The organism is Corynebacterium marambiense (assembly GCF_016342275.1).
Lineage (GTDB): Bacteria > Actinomycetota > Actinomycetes > Mycobacteriales > Mycobacteriaceae > Corynebacterium > Corynebacterium marambiense.
The window spans coordinates 315,397-329,249 of record NZ_JAEIOT010000004.1 but is presented as its reverse complement, the minus strand read 5'-3'; the positions used below and the strand labels follow the sequence as shown (position 1 = coordinate 329,249).

General features: G+C 65.8%; 13 protein-coding genes, 1 tRNA gene, 1 other RNA gene and 1 pseudogene. 7 read left to right on the top strand and 9 right to left on the bottom strand.

Going from position 1 to position 13,853, the window contains the following annotated elements; genetic code table 11:
• Positions 1-31: 31 nt before the first annotated feature.
• Positions 32-739 carry a queuosine precursor transporter gene (locus JDV76_RS01575; protein ID WP_198735104.1) on the bottom strand — a complete coding sequence of 236 codons (708 nt, stop codon included), beginning with the start codon at positions 737-739 and terminating at the stop codon, positions 32-34.
• 76 nt (positions 740-815) lie between these two features.
• Between JDV76_RS01575 and gluQRS the strand changes: the two genes are divergently transcribed.
• Complete coding sequence (gene gluQRS, locus JDV76_RS01570) at positions 816-1,748, top strand: tRNA glutamyl-Q(34) synthetase GluQRS (RefSeq protein ID WP_198735103.1); 933 nt, start codon at positions 816-818, stop codon at positions 1,746-1,748.
• Positions 1,749-1,795: 47 nt separating this feature from the next.
• On the opposite strand, the gene JDV76_RS01565 is transcribed toward gluQRS, so the two are convergent.
• Together JDV76_RS01565 and JDV76_RS01560 are read right to left on the bottom strand one after the other, a co-directional pair.
• Positions 1,796-2,662, bottom strand: coding sequence for a M48 family metallopeptidase (locus JDV76_RS01565; RefSeq protein WP_232958707.1), 867 nt, complete (start codon positions 2,660-2,662; stop codon positions 1,796-1,798).
• A gap of 160 nt (positions 2,663-2,822) precedes the next feature.
• A tRNA-Ser gene (locus JDV76_RS01560) sits at positions 2,823-2,907 on the bottom strand.
• A 115-nt stretch (positions 2,908-3,022) separates the two neighbouring features.
• On the opposite strand from JDV76_RS01560, the gene ffs reads away from it, so the two are divergent.
• The 6 genes from ffs to JDV76_RS01530 all read left to right on the top strand — a co-directional run bounded on the left by ffs (position 3,023) and on the right by JDV76_RS01530 (position 9,426).
• Positions 3,023-3,119: signal recognition particle sRNA small type (gene ffs / locus JDV76_RS01555), an RNA gene on the top strand.
• A 201-nt stretch (positions 3,120-3,320) separates the two neighbouring features.
• Positions 3,321-4,592 carry an aspartate aminotransferase type Ic gene (locus JDV76_RS01550; RefSeq protein WP_198735102.1) on the top strand — a complete coding sequence of 424 codons (1,272 nt, stop codon included), beginning with the start codon at positions 3,321-3,323 and terminating at the stop codon, positions 4,590-4,592.
• A gap of 61 nt (positions 4,593-4,653) precedes the next feature.
• Entirely contained in the window at positions 4,654-5,313 is a 660-nt protein-coding gene (locus JDV76_RS01545) for a suppressor of fused domain protein (RefSeq protein ID WP_198735101.1), read from the top strand.
• A gap of 33 nt (positions 5,314-5,346) precedes the next feature.
• Positions 5,347-8,124 (top strand): DNA polymerase III subunit gamma and tau, encoded by a 2,778-nt coding sequence (locus JDV76_RS01540; RefSeq protein ID WP_198735100.1) that lies wholly within the window; start codon positions 5,347-5,349, stop codon positions 8,122-8,124.
• A gap of 120 nt (positions 8,125-8,244) precedes the next feature.
• On the top strand, positions 8,245-8,574 hold the full coding sequence (locus tag JDV76_RS01535; RefSeq protein ID WP_198735099.1) for a YbaB/EbfC family nucleoid-associated protein: 330 nt from the start codon (positions 8,245-8,247) through the stop codon (positions 8,572-8,574).
• A 195-nt stretch (positions 8,575-8,769) separates the two neighbouring features.
• On the top strand, positions 8,770-9,426 hold the full coding sequence (locus tag JDV76_RS01530; protein ID WP_198735098.1) for a recombination mediator RecR: 657 nt from the start codon (positions 8,770-8,772) through the stop codon (positions 9,424-9,426).
• On the opposite strand, the gene JDV76_RS01525 is transcribed toward JDV76_RS01530, so the two are convergent.
• The 6 genes and pseudogenes from JDV76_RS01525 to JDV76_RS01505 all read right to left on the bottom strand — a co-directional run bounded on the left by JDV76_RS01525 (position 9,423) and on the right by JDV76_RS01505 (position 13,836).
• On the bottom strand, positions 9,423-10,175 hold the full coding sequence (locus JDV76_RS01525) for a type 1 glutamine amidotransferase (protein ID WP_198735097.1): 753 nt from the start codon (positions 10,173-10,175) through the stop codon (positions 9,423-9,425). The two genes, JDV76_RS01530 and JDV76_RS01525, sit on opposite strands and share 4 nt — an antisense overlap.
• Entirely contained in the window at positions 10,172-11,455 is a 1,284-nt protein-coding gene (locus JDV76_RS01520) for a MurT ligase domain-containing protein (RefSeq protein ID WP_198735096.1), read from the bottom strand. Before JDV76_RS01520 ends, JDV76_RS01525 begins: the two co-directional genes overlap by 4 nt.
• Entirely contained in the window at positions 11,452-11,709 is a 258-nt protein-coding gene (locus JDV76_RS01515) for a hypothetical protein (protein WP_198735095.1), read from the bottom strand. The genes JDV76_RS01520 and JDV76_RS01515 overlap by 4 nt, the downstream gene beginning before the upstream one ends.
• Before the next feature lie 75 nt (positions 11,710-11,784).
• Positions 11,785-11,991, bottom strand: a pseudogene (locus JDV76_RS12980) (hypothetical protein); the annotation flags it as partial.
• Between the two features lie 149 nt (positions 11,992-12,140).
• Positions 12,141-12,566 (bottom strand): helix-turn-helix domain-containing protein, encoded by a 426-nt coding sequence (locus JDV76_RS01510; RefSeq protein WP_198735094.1) that lies wholly within the window; start codon positions 12,564-12,566, stop codon positions 12,141-12,143.
• A 151-nt stretch (positions 12,567-12,717) separates the two neighbouring features.
• Positions 12,718-13,836 (bottom strand): DNA polymerase III subunit epsilon, encoded by a 1,119-nt coding sequence (locus tag JDV76_RS01505; protein ID WP_376992996.1) that lies wholly within the window; start codon positions 13,834-13,836, stop codon positions 12,718-12,720.
• Between the last annotated feature and the right edge of the window lie 17 nt (positions 13,837-13,853).

Below are 13,853 nucleotides of genomic sequence, written 5' to 3'. Positions count from 1 at the left end.
GTCGTCGGTGACAGTCCCGCGGGAGGCGGGGTCAGTAGTTCTCGCGTTTCTTCACCCAGGCGATCGCGGCGTAGGTCAGCGGCATCATGATGACCTCGATGCCTGTTTTCCAGAGGAAGCCGACGAGGGTGTAGTTGACGGTGTCGCCGATGGTGGCGATGCCGATGACGGGGGCGGCGATGAGGCAGAACAGCAGGGTGTCACCGAATTCGCCGACGATGGTGGATCCGATGAGGCGGGCCCAGAGGGTTTTCTCGCCGGTGCGTTTCTTGATGGCGACGAGGACGTAGGAGTTGAGCAGTTGCCCGGCGAGGTAGCCGACGAGTGAGGCGATGACGATGCGGGGGACCACGCCGAGGACGCTGGCGAAGGATTCCTGGCCGTCGTAGAAGTCGGCGGCTGGGAGCGCGATGGCAATGGTGAAGGCGGCGACGGCGAGGAGCATCACGGCGAAGCCGGTCCAGATGGCGCGCCGGGTGGCGCGGAAACCGTAGCATTCGGCGAGGACGTCACCGATGATGTAGGCGAGAGGGAAGAGGAAGAAGGCGCCGTCGGTGATGATGGGGCCGAGTGTCACGCCTTTGGTGGCGGTGATGTTCGAGATCACGAACACGGAGACGAACAGGGCGAGCAGTACGGGGTAGTAGGAGCGCTGGACAGGGATGAAGCGGGCGTTTGCGGACGCTGCGGACGTGTCGGCAGCGCCCTGCCCAGGCAGGGACTTCGTGGGTTTTGTCATGGCGAACATCGTGCCACACCGGGGGTGCGTGGCTGCTTATCGACGCCCGACTCTTTGGCACCGTTAGCATGGGCCCATGTCCGTTTCCTCGCCCGGCGCCGGTCGCTATGCGCCCTCACCCAGCGGTGACCTGCACTTCGGCAATCTGCGGACGGCAGTGCTCGCCTGGCTGTTTGCTCGGCGGTCGGGGCGGCGTTTTCTGCTGCGGGTGGAGGACATCGATACGCAGCGGTCCTCGGCGGAGTCCGCGGGGCGGCAGATCGAGGATCTGACTCTGCTGGGGCTTGATTTCGATGGTGAGGTGTGGGTGCAGCAGGACCGGTATCCGGCGTACGCGGCTGCTGTGGACGAATTGCGTGCCCGTGGGCTGGTTTATGAATGCTATTGCTCGCGCCGGGAGATTCGGGAGGCGTCCGGTGCGCCGCATGTGCTCCCGGGCTGTTATCCGGGGACGTGCCGTGATCTGGATGATGTGACGCGGGAGCGACGGCGGGCGGCACTCGCCGCCGATAATCGGGTTCCGGCGCTCCGGCTGCGTTCCGGGGTGGGGGAGTGGACGGTCCGTGACTTTTACGCCGGGGAGTACACCGGGGAGGTCGATGATCTGGTGCTGCGCCGTGGTGGGCAGTGCCCGGACTGGGCGTACAACCTGGCGGTCACGGTGGATGATGCGGCGCAGGGGGTGGATCAGGTTGTGCGGGGGCGGGATCTGTTGTCGTCGGCGCCCCGCCAGGCGTACCTGGCGCACCTGCTCGGTTATCCGGAGGTGGGGTACGTGCACGTGCCGTTGGTGCTCGGCCCGGAGGGTAAGCGCCTGGCGAAGCGAGATGGGGCGGTGACGTTGCGGCAGATGCTCGAACATGAGTCGATCGAGCAAATCCGGGGGCGGATCGCGGATTCCGTGGGGATGCCCGGGGTATCGGACATGGCCGAGCTGCTAGGGCGGTTCGATCCGGATCGGCTCCCCACCGGGGACGTGGTGTGGCGGGAGGAGCCGCGCCGGGAGTGAACCGGCGGTCGGGATCGGGGCGTGCGGCTGACGTTTTGTTCCGGAGGTCAGATCATCTTCCCGTGGACGTTCCATCCCTTCGTGAGGGTGCGGCGAAGGGTGGTCATGCGGCGGAATCCGATGGCGTGGTCGGACCTGAAGTTGGCGAAGCGGAGCCAGAATCCCTCCTTGTGTCCGTCGACCGTGCGGAAATACTCGTCGAGGTCGATGCGGTGGCCCAGGTTTTTCCCGGCGAACAGGTGGATCATGGTGAGTACATCATCGGGTGCGTAGGACGCCGCGACCTGGTCGGCGGTGTATTCCTGGGCTCTTGTGGTTGATTTGTTCAGGAACAGCAGCGTCATGATGGGTGCGTAGATGAGCCGCCACAGCGAGACGTGCCGGCATTTCACGTGGCCGAGTTCATGGGCGGGGATGAATCGGAGGGCACCGAAATCGCCGTGGGTGTACGCCAGATCGACGATGCCGGAGTACAACACGATGTAGGCGGCCCGCATCCTGCACTTGCTGGCGTAGGCGTTCATCGTGCCGTTTCCGTTGTGGAGGTAGAGGTTCGGTAGTTCCGGGCCGCCGGGCCGGTTGAACCCCATCCGCTCGCCGAGTTCGGTGTAGAGGGCGTGGAGTTCCGGGAGCTGGTTCTCCGTGATCTGGATGCTGTTGGCCGCTGTTTTCCAGTACATCATGCGGATGAACACCAGAGCGGCGATGGGCGTGATCAGTCCCAGGAGGACCCCCGTCGCCCAGTCGTTGAGGCTGTAGCCACTGATGAGCAGCCCGATGGCGGCGGTCGCCGCGATCGCGGTCAGAACGAGACCGAGGATGACCAGGGGCCATTCCCTACGGTGCCGCAATTCCCTGAGTGTCGGATCGATCCGGTCAACGCCTGTGGGGGAAGCGGGCGGGAACGTGGTCATGGGGTCCTTTCGCCGACAGGGCGGGAATCTGCACTCCGCGGAATGATGGTGGTCGCCGTGTCGGGAAACAACGTCGGGGTGAAGCCCGGTAAACCGTGTTTCTGGGTATGCGAAAAGCCCGTACCACGAGAATTGCCTCACGGTACGGGCTTTACTGCTGCGGAGGATAGGGGATTTGAACCCCTGAGGGATTGCTCCCAACACGCGTTCCAGGCGTGCGACATAGGCCGCTAGTCGAATCCTCCAGAAAGAGCATGACAGGTTTCCCCGTCACGTCTGCGGTGTACTATACCTAAACCTCCGCCTCGATCAAAACCCGACCTCGGCTTGGGTCTCCGGTCATTTGTGGGCTACCCTGTCAACAGGACCCCGTGCGGCGTACATCTTGTGAACTCCCCCAGGGCAGGAATGCAGCAAGGGTCAGCGAGCTCTGACGGGTGCGCGGGGTCCCCTTAAACGTGCACGTTAAGATGCACCGCCCCGGGTAGGGGCGGTGCATCTTTGTGTATTCCGTCTCTTTCCCGGAGCGTGCTCCAGCCGTGGTGCCCGTCGACGGCGGCGGCTACAGTGGACCCCGGAGACACCGCTCGCCGGGGGAGAAACCCTGGGGCCGGTGTCAGGAACGTTTCACAACCATTCACCGCGGAAGGTGGCACCCATGCCGTTGCAGGATCTCGATGCGAAGGAACTCGCCAATTTCACCGAGGAGATCTCGGCGAAGTATGAGGAGCTCAAGGCCCGGAACCTGAAGCTGGATCTGACCCGCGGTAAGCCGTCGGCGGAGCAGCTCGACTTCTCCGAGGACCTCCTCGCCCAGCCGGGTGCAGGCGAGCACATCACCGCCGACGGCATTGACGTCCGCAACTACGGCGGGCTGACCGGAATCACCGATATCCGTTCGATCTACTCCGATCTCCTGGGTGTCCCGGTGGACCAGATCTGGGCCGGTGACGCGTCCTCGCTCAACATCATGTTCGATCTGATCCTCGCGTCCTATGTCTGGGGCAACAATGACTCGGACACCCCGTGGAAGGATCTCGACAAGGTTCGCTGGATCTGCCCGGTACCCGGCTACGACCGTCACTTCACCATCACCGAGCACCTCGGCTTCGAGATGGTCACCGTCGCTATGACCGACGAGGGCCCCGATATGGACGCCGTCCGCGAACTGGTCAAGGACCCGTCGGTCAAGGGCATGTGGACCGTGCCGGTGTTCGGAAACCCGACCGGCATCACCTTCTCCGGGAAGGTCTGCCGTGAACTCGCCGAGATGGAGACCGCCGCGAAGGACTTCCGCATCGTGTGGGACAACGCTTACGCGGTGCACACCCTCACCGACGAGTTCCCGGTCATTCACAATGTCATCGACTTCGCGGAGAAGGCCGGTCATCCGAACCGTTTCTGGTTCATGACATCGACCTCCAAGATCACGTTCGCGGGTGCGGGTATTGCGATCTTCGCGTCCTCGAAGGAGAACCTGGCCTGGTACGGCATGCACGCTGGTGTCCGGGGCATCGGGCCGAACAAGGTCAACCAGCTCGCCCACGCCCGCTACTTCGGTGACGCCGAGGGCGTCCGTGCCCTCATGCGGAAGCACGCGGCCTCATTGGCGCCGAAGTTCGCCGCCGTCCTGGACATCCTCGACACCCGCCTCAGTGAACACGGCGTCGCCACCTGGACGAAACCCGAGGGCGGCTACTTCATCTCCCTCGACGTCGTCGACGGCACCGCATCGCGTGTGGTTCAGCTCGCGAAAGAGGCCGGAATCGCGCTGACCGGCGCGGGGTCCTCGTACCCGTTGCACAAGGACCCCGACAACCGCAACATCCGGCTCGCGCCCTCGCTCCCGCCCGTCGAGGAACTCGAGGTCGCCATGGATGGCGTCGCCACCTGCGTGCTGCTTGCGGCGGCCGAGAAGTTCGCCGGCTGACCTGGCGCCCCTATACTCGTCTCACCGGTATCTGTCGGCGCGACGAGAAGGGGGAGGACCGGTGGACCTCAGGGAAACGACCTACTGGATCAACGACCTCATTCCGGGGTCCCTCGAGGTGCACCGGATAGGAGATTTCCACATCGGTTCCGGTGTCCTCGATTCCGGCGAACGCCTGGCCACCACCCTTGATTTTGGGAGGGTTGACACCGGGCTGATCACCGATACGGGCCGTATCGCCGAATCGGCGGTCGATGATGTTCCCACCGAGCCCACGGATCTGGACGCCCGCCCCGTCGACGTGCGCAGTGAGGTGTTCGCCGTCGCCGCAGGCGCCCATGACTGTCTCGACCGCGTCGTCGCGGCGACCGCCACGTTCCTCCGGGACTCCGCGGGCAGGATCCCCGCATCACCCGGGCAGCTGCTGCCCGGCGTTGGGGTGCTCGGTGGGCTCGTTGCGGAACCTGACATCACCGTCCGTCACGGGCTCCTCGTCGTCCCCTACGTGTGGGCCAGGGGAGTGCCCCGCATGATGGAGGAAGCCGGGCACGTCAGCACCAACGACCCTGGGGCAAAGTCGGTGAACGCCCGGCTCACCGTCCTGCTGCAGCTCGTCCTGCTCACCGACGACGAATTCTCCTACGCCCGAACCTACGGCGTTCCGGCCCTGCAGCAGGCGATGGTGGAGCAGAACGTCAACCTCCTCGATCTGGGGCGCTGAGCTGTGCCACCCCGACCCCGGTAGGCTGGGGGAGTGGCTCTTTATCGCAAGTACCGTCCCGCAACGTTCTCCGAGGTCATCGGGCAGGAGCACGTCACAGACCCACTGAGTGTGGCGCTCGACTCCGGCCGGATCAACCACGCCTACCTTTTCTCCGGCCCGCGGGGCTGCGGCAAGACGTCCTCTGCACGGATCATGGCGCGGTCGTTGAACTGCGCTGAGGGGCCGACTTCCACACCGTGTGGTACCTGCAACTCGTGTGTGTCCCTCGCGCCGGGCGGCCCCGGTAATCTCGACGTCACCGAGCTCGACGCCGCCAGCCACAACGGCGTCGACGATATGCGGGAACTGCGGGATCGGGCGCTCTACGCCCCGGCCGAATCCCGCTACCGGGTGTTCATCATCGACGAGGCGCACATGATCACCACCGCGGGTGCCAACGCCCTGCTGAAGATCGTCGAGGAACCCCCAGCGCATCTCGTGTTCATCTTCGCCACCACGGAGCCTGAGAAGGTCCTCGGGACCATCCGGTCCCGGACCCACCACTACCCGTTCCGGCTCCTCACCCCGCCGGCCATGCGTAGCCTGCTCGAACGCACCTGCACCGCGGAAGGCGTCGAGGTCGAGGATGCCGTCTACCCGCTCGTCATCCGGGCCGGCGGTGGTTCCCCGCGTGACTCCCTGTCGGTGATGGACCAACTTCTCGCCGGTGCCGGGCCCGACGGCCTCACCTATGACATGGCTGTCCCGCTGCTCGGGGTCACCGACTCCTCACTCATCGACGCCGCTGTTAACGCCCTGGCTGAGGGCGACCGGGCGACGATGTTCCGGACCGTCGCCGACGTCATCGAGGCCGGGCACGATCCCCGCCGCTTCACCTCCGACCTCCTCGACCGGCTCCGCGACCTCATGGTCCTGCAGGCCGTACCGGACGCCATCGACATGGGGCTCGTCGACGTTCCCGCCGCACAGGTACCTGTCATCACAGAACAGGCCGCAGCCTTCGGCGGTTCGGCGCTCGCGCGTCTGGCCGCCCTCGCGAATGACGGGCTCGACGAGATGCGGGGAGCCACCGCGCCCCGGCTTCTCCTGGAGATCCTTTGCGCCCGCATGCTACTGCCGGCGGGCACCGACAGCATCGCCGGAGTCAGCCAACGGCTCGACCTTGTCGAGCAGGGACTCAACCAACTCCCCGACGCCCCGCCTGCGACCCGGGCAGCGGCGCTCGCCGCCACCAACCAGGAACAGAGCCGGCAGCAGTCCGAGGCCCCGGGCTCCGCCGAAGCACCCCCGCAGAATCCGGTCCGGGCATCGGCCAGCGAAGGTGCCCGTCGCGCCCGCGAAGCTGCGGAGCGGTTGGCCCGGCGCGGCGTCGAACGCCAGCAGCGGCCCGGACAACCGGCCCCGGCTCGGCCGACCGCCCCCGAGGCGGAGCAGGAGACTAGGCGGGAGTCCCCCGGGGCGGAACAGACCCCCCAGCCCGGTGCCCTGGCCGCAGCGGCACCGCAGCCAGAAGTCCAGCCCGAACCCGACGCAGGCACCCTGCAGGACCGACGGCGGGCTTCTGCCCCCGGTTCCGCTTCGGGGGGCCGGCCCCAGCAGGTGGCGCCACAGCCTGCATCCGGCCCCGAATCCGCGCAGGAGGCACCTGGACAGCGTCCGGAGCTGTCGCCTTCACCCGACCCCGAGCCCCGGCAGGACACGCAGCAGGTCGCACCGCCCGCACCGCACGATCACTCCGAGGCCCCCGCAGAGCACGCGCCCGTCGACGACATCGGGGGAACGGAGGCCGACAGTGGGGAGGACACCCCGGACGCCGCCTCGGCGGAGGATCCGGCGGACCTCGTGCGCCGCAACTGGGCACAGCTCCGCACGGCCATCGGCGCAAGCAACAAGGTCGCCGAGATCATGCTCACCGAGGCCACGGTTCTCGGTGTCCGCGGGAGGACCCTCGTCATCGGCCACAACACGGGGGCGCTCGCGACACGCCTCAACGCACCGAGCAACAACGGAGCCATCGTCGCGGCGCTGAGGAACGAGCTCCAGCTCGATCTTGAGGTTGAGTGCGAGGTGGGCACCGCCCCTTTTGATCCGGCGCCCCGGGCCCCACGGGACGCCCCTGCCCCGACCACGCCACGACCCAGAACGGATCACCGGTCGGAGCCGACCCCCGGGCCGCACACGGACGCGGCGCCTGATCCTGCTCCCGAACCTGTACCTCGGCCGTCCGAGGGAGAACCGTCTGCGGGGCGACCGGGCTGGGGTGCGGCCTCCGGTACCGGCGGCTGGGGGACTCCGGCACCGCTCGGCGGAGCGGAACCTGAGACTCCCGGGGACCCCGACGCCGTCGGGGATCAGGGGCCTGCACCCGCGCGCCCCGCCCAGCAACGGCAGAAAAGCGCCGATGAACGGCCCTGGGAGCAGGTGCTCAACCGGGTCAGTCAGCGACAGGAACAGCACTCCGCCCTGCGGGAGGACACAAGCAGCTTCACTGGTGGCGTGCCTCTGCCCCCGGAGCCCTTCGACGATGATCCGCCGATGCCCGATGATCCCTACGGCTATCCGCGGGATGAGGGGGTCCCAGGCCCCGGGACCTTAGCCCCACAGGAGCCCGTTCCGGCGCGTGTTCCCGAGGCCGAACCGGATGCCCCGACGGCCACCCCGCCCGACCCGTCGGGGGCGGGAACCGAGGAGGAAGAAGAGGACATGCTCCGCGAGGCGGCCGCCGGGCCCGGAACCCTCGACCGCCGGACCGCACGGGATGTTGCGATGGAGCTGCTGACCGAGGAACTCGGTGCGCGCCAACTCTAGAGCGGACGATCGGCAGGTAGACTGCGCACGGACGGCCACCGGATCTTACCGGGGCCCGTGCAAGCGCGCGCAGCGCCGCACACCGATGAACACCGACGAACACATCAGGAAGGTCAGCCAATGACTCAGCCCGACATGAACCAGATTCTCCAGCAGGCGCAGGAGATGCAGGCCAAGCTCGAAGCCGCTCAGCAGGAAATCCTCGCAGCCAGCGTCGTCGGCGAGGCCGGCAACGGCCTGGTCAAGGCCACTATGACCGGTAACGGTCAGGTCACCGCCGTCACCATCGACCCGAAGGTTGTCGACCCCGAGGACATCGAGACTCTCCAGGACCTCATCGTCGGCGCCTACGATGACGCGCACCGCAAGGTCGCGCAGATCGCCGAGGAGAAGATGGGCCCGCTGTCGCAGGGCCTCGGGGGCGGCGACTTCGGCGGCCTGATGGGCTAACGGCCCGCTTCACTCGACACCCGCGTACCCAGCCGCAGCCGGGGCGCGGGTGTCGTTTCTTCCGGGCCCCGGGCACCACGACGGGGACCGTGCGCTTTGGTCGTCACCCGTGGCGGCCGTAGTCTGATCGGGGTGTCTGACCCGCAACCGGGTCTATCCCTGTCCATGGCCTCCGAGTAGGAAAGAGACGCGCCGGTGTTTGAAGGACCACTCCAGGACCTCATCGATGAGTTGTCCCGGCTGCCTGGCGTGGGGCCAAAGTCGGCGCAGCGGATCGCGTTCCACCTCCTGACCGTCGACCCGGAGGACGTCACCCGGCTACAGAACGCCCTCGGAGCGGTCCGCGATGGGGTCGCATTCTGCCGGATCTGCTGCAACATCTCGCGGGAGTCGGTGTGCCGGATCTGCGCTGATTCAGGCCGCGACAAGGGCCTGATCTGCGTGGTGGAGGAACCGAAGGACATCCAGGTCATCGAGCGCACCGGCGAGTACAACGGGCGCTACCACGTCCTCGGGGGCGCACTGGATCCGCTGGCGAACATCGGGCCGAAGAACCTGAACATCTCCCCGCTGCTGCAGCGCATCGGCGGGGTGTTGCCGGATCGTGAGCTGGCGGATTCGACGCCGGAGGAACCGCAGTTCGACGACGCGCCGGAGATCACCGAGGTGATCCTCGCCACCGATCCGAACACGGAGGGGGAGGCGACGGCGTCGTATCTGGCGCGTTTGCTGCGGGACTTCCCGGGCCTGACGGTCTCCCGGCTGGCTTCGGGAATGCCGCTGGGCGGGGATCTGGAGTTCGTCGACGAGTTGACGTTGTCCAGGGCGCTCAGCGGTCGGTTGACGCTCTAGCGCAGTCGTTCCGCGCGCAGCTTATCGACGACGTCGAGGTCCAGCGGCGCGAGATCCGCGAGCTCGGTACCGAGCGCCCGGGCGAGGATGAGGTCAGCGAGTTGCGGGTTGCGGGCGAGTGCCGGGCCGTGCATGTAGGTGGCGATGACGCTGCCCTGGACGGCTCCTTCTGCGGTGGTCTGCGCGCCGGGATCGTCAGTTCCGGCGGCGCCATGTGTGTCGCAGTTGCCGATACCCCGGGTGACGGTGCCGAGGGGCTCGGCGTCGGGGCCGAGGATCGTGGCACCCATGTGGTTCTCGAAGCCGGTGAGCGGCTGGTCCAGCACCGCAGTGATCCCGGCGCCGGTGGGGGTGGACGCGACCTCACCGATGGTGCGTTTCGCCAGTGCGGAGGTGGTGGCGTCGAGTAGTCCGACACCGTCGACCGTGCGACCTGCCGCCCGGAAGGACGTACCCAGCACCTGCAGACCCGCGCAGATCGCGAGGATCGGCCGCCCGGCGTCCGCTGCCCGGCGCAGGCCACCGTCACTGATGAGGTGCTCCGCCGCGAGGATCTGGGCGGTGTCCTCACCGCCGCCGAGGCAGTAGGCGTCGAGGCCCTCGGGTACGGGCGTGCCGAGTGACACGGTGTGGATCTCCGCCGGAATGCCGCGCATGCGGGCACGCTGGCGGAGGACCAGGGCGTTGCCGTCGTCACCGTAGGTGCCCAGAACCTCCGGGAGGATGAGGCCGATGGTCAGCTGGGTCATTGCTTGTCCTCCGTGAATTTAGTCAGTGCGCGGCGCAGATCGCGGAAGGCCGTGTAGTTCGCGAGCACCTCGACGCGCCCCTCGGGACAGGCGCGGATCGCGTCGACGGTGTTCTTGACCAGGGTGTGGTCGATGTCAGCGTAGGTGAGCCGGACCGCCAGATCGGTGCCGCGCTCACCGGCGGCGACGACGGAGAGTTCCCCGAAGTCCTCGAAACGGACATCCCAGATCCAGGACAGGTCCTCACCGTCGGCGACCTGGCCGTTGACCGCGATGACGAGCCCGTCGGCGGTGCGGTCGACCATGCTCAGCGCCTCCTGCCAGCCGGCGGGGTTCTTCGCCAGCAGCATGTGCACGTCATGGCCCTCGAACCGGATCGTGGAATACCGGCCGGCGACATTGTCCACCGCCTCCACCGCAGGCAGTGCTTCGTCGACGGGCACACCGTATCGCTCTGCGGCGGCAGCGATGGCCTGGGCGGCGTTACCCCGGTTCGCGGTACCGGGCAGGGTGAGATTCACGGGATGGGTCTCACCGTCCGGACCCGTGAGGCCGTCATCGGTGATCGTCCACGCCGGTGTGGGGCGGCGGAACTCACGTCCGTCGGACAGAGGCTTGACCGCGTACCAGTCCGCGCCGTCCCGAACGATGTGCCCACCGGTGCGGGGACAGGAGACCGAGTCCCCGTGCCAGCCGTTACCGGCGGCGACCCACACGACGTTCGCTGCGTCGTAGGCGACAGACGTCATCAGCACGTCATCACAGTTCGCGATGACGGTCATGTCCGGATTGTCGGTGACGCACTGCCGCAGCGCGCGTTCGATGGAGTTGATCTCCCCGACGCGGTCGAGCTGGTCACGGGTCAGATTGAGCAGCACCAGGCAGTCCGTGCGGAGCCGACGCGTCACACCGGGCACGTGCAGTTCATCGCATTCAAGGACGATGTGGCTGGCGTCGCGCCCGCCGAGCAGCGCGGAGATGATGCCGGCGTCCATGTTGTCGCCGCCCTCATTGGTCACCACGTCGAACCGGGTACGGAGCGCGGCGACGAGCATGCGGGTGGTGGTGGACTTACCGTTGGTGCCGGTGATCAGGGCGACGGGGCGGCCTTTGCCGAGCCCCTCCATGATCGCGGGATCAATGGCACCGGCGACGAGGCCGCCGATCATGCCGCCCGCGCCGCGCCCGGTGGCCCGTGATGCCGCCGTTGCCGCTGTTGCCGCAAGCGTGGCCACAGCGGTGCGCAACCGCTTCACGGGTGCTGGGAGGTTGAGTTTCATTCTGCCGAGTCTACCGTCCGAAAGGGAAGTTGAGTACTCGGAGAGTGGTGAATTTCTTCGACGTCTAAGCCGGTGAGGAAATTACGAATGTGGTCCGCAAAATGCGGACAGCTTGCTTTTTCCAGTTGTTTGACCAAATTAAAATTTGGTACCGCGCAGCCGTTTCTCCATGCCGCGCTTTGCTTTCTGTTCCAATAATCCCACTGTTTTCTTGCAACCGATTCGATCAGGTGCTGATTCGAATCGGCGAGCATTGTGAGAAAAGAGTCTGCATTATGAATTTCAAAAGGGAGGGTGTCGGGATCGAGCCCGTTAAATTTCTTGTCGGTTGTGATCAGGTACCCGGCCTGCCCCGCTAGCGCTGCATTGATGACGTGCCAGTCGTTTTCGTCCGGGTGGGTCTTATCGTCAATTTCGTAGTCTTTGATCCGGCCATTTTTGAGAATTCCTCGGATTCTCTCAAAACGCTTGTCGATGGTCCCGCTCGGAAGGCTGGGATTGTTTTTTCTCAGATGATAGTGGGCTTCGGCGAGGATATCCTCCGACTAGAGGATCAAAAACGGTGGGCGCTCAGCGCTCAGATAGATGAGAAAGAACCAGTCGGTCAAGGTCCTTGAAAGCCATATATTGGCATCCAGTAAAACTCTGTTGTGGGCGTCCGCCGTTTGACCCTCCTGCCTGGTTTTTAGGGCTCAAAGGTGATCGACTCGTCCAGCTCACGAAGTTCTTCGAAGGACGTGCACGCCTGTTCGTGTTCTGCCTTCAGGTAGTCCAGAACATCAGTCGTCTTGAGTCGAGAATGCGATCCGACTTTATGCGCAGGAATTTTACCGGAGGCGATGAGCTTCATCAACGTGGGGCGTGATATGCCGAGTTGACGTGCGGCCTCGGTGGTGGTCAGTTCCTTCGGGAGCTTTCCGATCACCAGGGTCTCTCCTTGAGCCACCGCGTGAATGACAGTGGAAAGGATGGTTGAAATTTCCCGGGGAACTGCTTGGTTGCTGAGTTGCTGACTGTGGAAGGTGTAGGTGGGGTTCTGTTCGGAGATTGCGCGGGCCTGTTCGATCTGGGTCTCGGTAAACGTGAGTTTGTGACCGGCTGCGGTAGGCATGACATTCTCCTCCATTCTTTTCTTTGCTGAAGATGCTGCCTGTTTGTGTGGAGCGGCTCAGTAGCCGCGGTCTACGTTCACGCGGTAACAGGTTTCAGATATATCTGCAACGGGGTGGGTTTCGGGATCTGTGGTTGCCGGTCCACCGTGGTCACTCCCGGGTGCCCGGTACGATGTCGCCGCCGACGATCTCAAGGAAAGCGGAATCGCTGATCAGTGGGATGCCCTTGCGCGCGGCGTGCATCGCCTTCCCGGACAGGTCGGTGGTCTGGTTGCACACGACGAGACTCGTGGCGCGGGTCAGCTTCTCGGAGTAGTTGAGGTTCGCGCCGACCGCTGCAGCGATGATCTCGTCCGGATCGGCCGCTATCTCCGGGGAGACGACAATTTCCATGCCCTCGGTCAGCGGTGTGCCGCGCTGCCAGGGGCCGGGGTTGATGAAGCGGCGTTCCGCATCGGCGGCATCGACGCGGAGGTGGCTACGTTGCAGGCCGAAGCGGTCGCCGTGGAGGTTGCCGGGGTCCAGGCGCGCGAAGGGGCGCTGCTCATCGAGGGCCGCTGGGCCACCGTAGGCGTCGAAGAAGAGCTGCGCGATGAGCCGGTTGTCGGTGCGGGTGTGTTCGGATTCGCGGATATCCGCTCGTTCCACGGAGGCCACTGGCGTCGGCGCATCAAGTCCGAGGGCACGGGCGACACCCCGGATCCGGGTGTCATCGAGTTGGACCGATCGCCGGCGGGCGGTCGCGAGTGTGTCGATGATCGCCACGGGTCTGGGCACATGCCCGGGTCTGCGCTTACGGCCCCGGGCCCGCCGGCCGCGGTTTGTCCGGTTGGTGTTGCTCCGGATGGCGCGTCGGGACTCGGAGACGATGAATCCCCAGACCCGGGGCGCGTTGTGGACCAGGAGGGTACGGCCGTCGATGAGCCTGGTCACCGAGCGCAGAACGTTGTCGAATCGCTGTCCGGAACGGATCTCCGCGGAACTCAGGCCATGGAGGTGGGGAGGGCCGGGATCCGTACCCGGGTTGAGGACCGCGTGGTAGGAGTCGACCTCCTCGCCGGTGGTGGAGTAGGTGACAAGGTCGATGGCGACGAGGCGTGCGGTGCTGGGATGGATGCCCGTGGACTGGATCGCCGCAACGACATATGGCGCGGCGGCGATCTCCGCCGCGCGATCGCGCTGGCGTTGTGCGCGGTCCCGGTTGTCTCCGGAGCGCTCGTTCGCGCTGTCTGTGGTGCCGGGCATCGTCGTTGTCATCACCTCCATCATAGGCTCAATGGTGGTGA

Coding starts and splice junctions, on each gene's coding strand:
- JDV76_RS01575 (WP_198735104.1), bottom strand. CDS start 739: ATGACAAAACCCACGAAGTCCCTGCCTGGGCAGGGCGCTGCCGACACG.
- gluQRS (WP_198735103.1), top strand. CDS start 816: ATGTCCGTTTCCTCGCCCGGCGCCGGTCGCTATGCGCCCTCACCCAGC.
- JDV76_RS01565 (WP_232958707.1), bottom strand. CDS start 2,662: ATGACCACGTTCCCGCCCGCTTCCCCCACAGGCGTTGACCGGATCGAT.
- JDV76_RS01550 (WP_198735102.1), top strand. CDS start 3,321: ATGCCGTTGCAGGATCTCGATGCGAAGGAACTCGCCAATTTCACCGAG.
- JDV76_RS01535 (WP_198735099.1), top strand. CDS start 8,245: ATGACTCAGCCCGACATGAACCAGATTCTCCAGCAGGCGCAGGAGATG.
- JDV76_RS01525 (WP_198735097.1), bottom strand. CDS start 10,175: ATGACCCAGCTGACCATCGGCCTCATCCTCCCGGAGGTTCTGGGCACC.
- JDV76_RS01520 (WP_198735096.1), bottom strand. CDS start 11,455: ATGAAACTCAACCTCCCAGCACCCGTGAAGCGGTTGCGCACCGCTGTG.
- JDV76_RS01515 (WP_198735095.1), bottom strand. CDS start 11,709: ATGCTCGCCGATTCGAATCAGCACCTGATCGAATCGGTTGCAAGAAAA.
- JDV76_RS01510 (WP_198735094.1), bottom strand. CDS start 12,566: ATGCCTACCGCAGCCGGTCACAAACTCACGTTTACCGAGACCCAGATC.
- JDV76_RS01505 (WP_376992996.1), bottom strand. CDS start 13,836: ATGATGGAGGTGATGACAACGACGATGCCCGGCACCACAGACAGCGCG.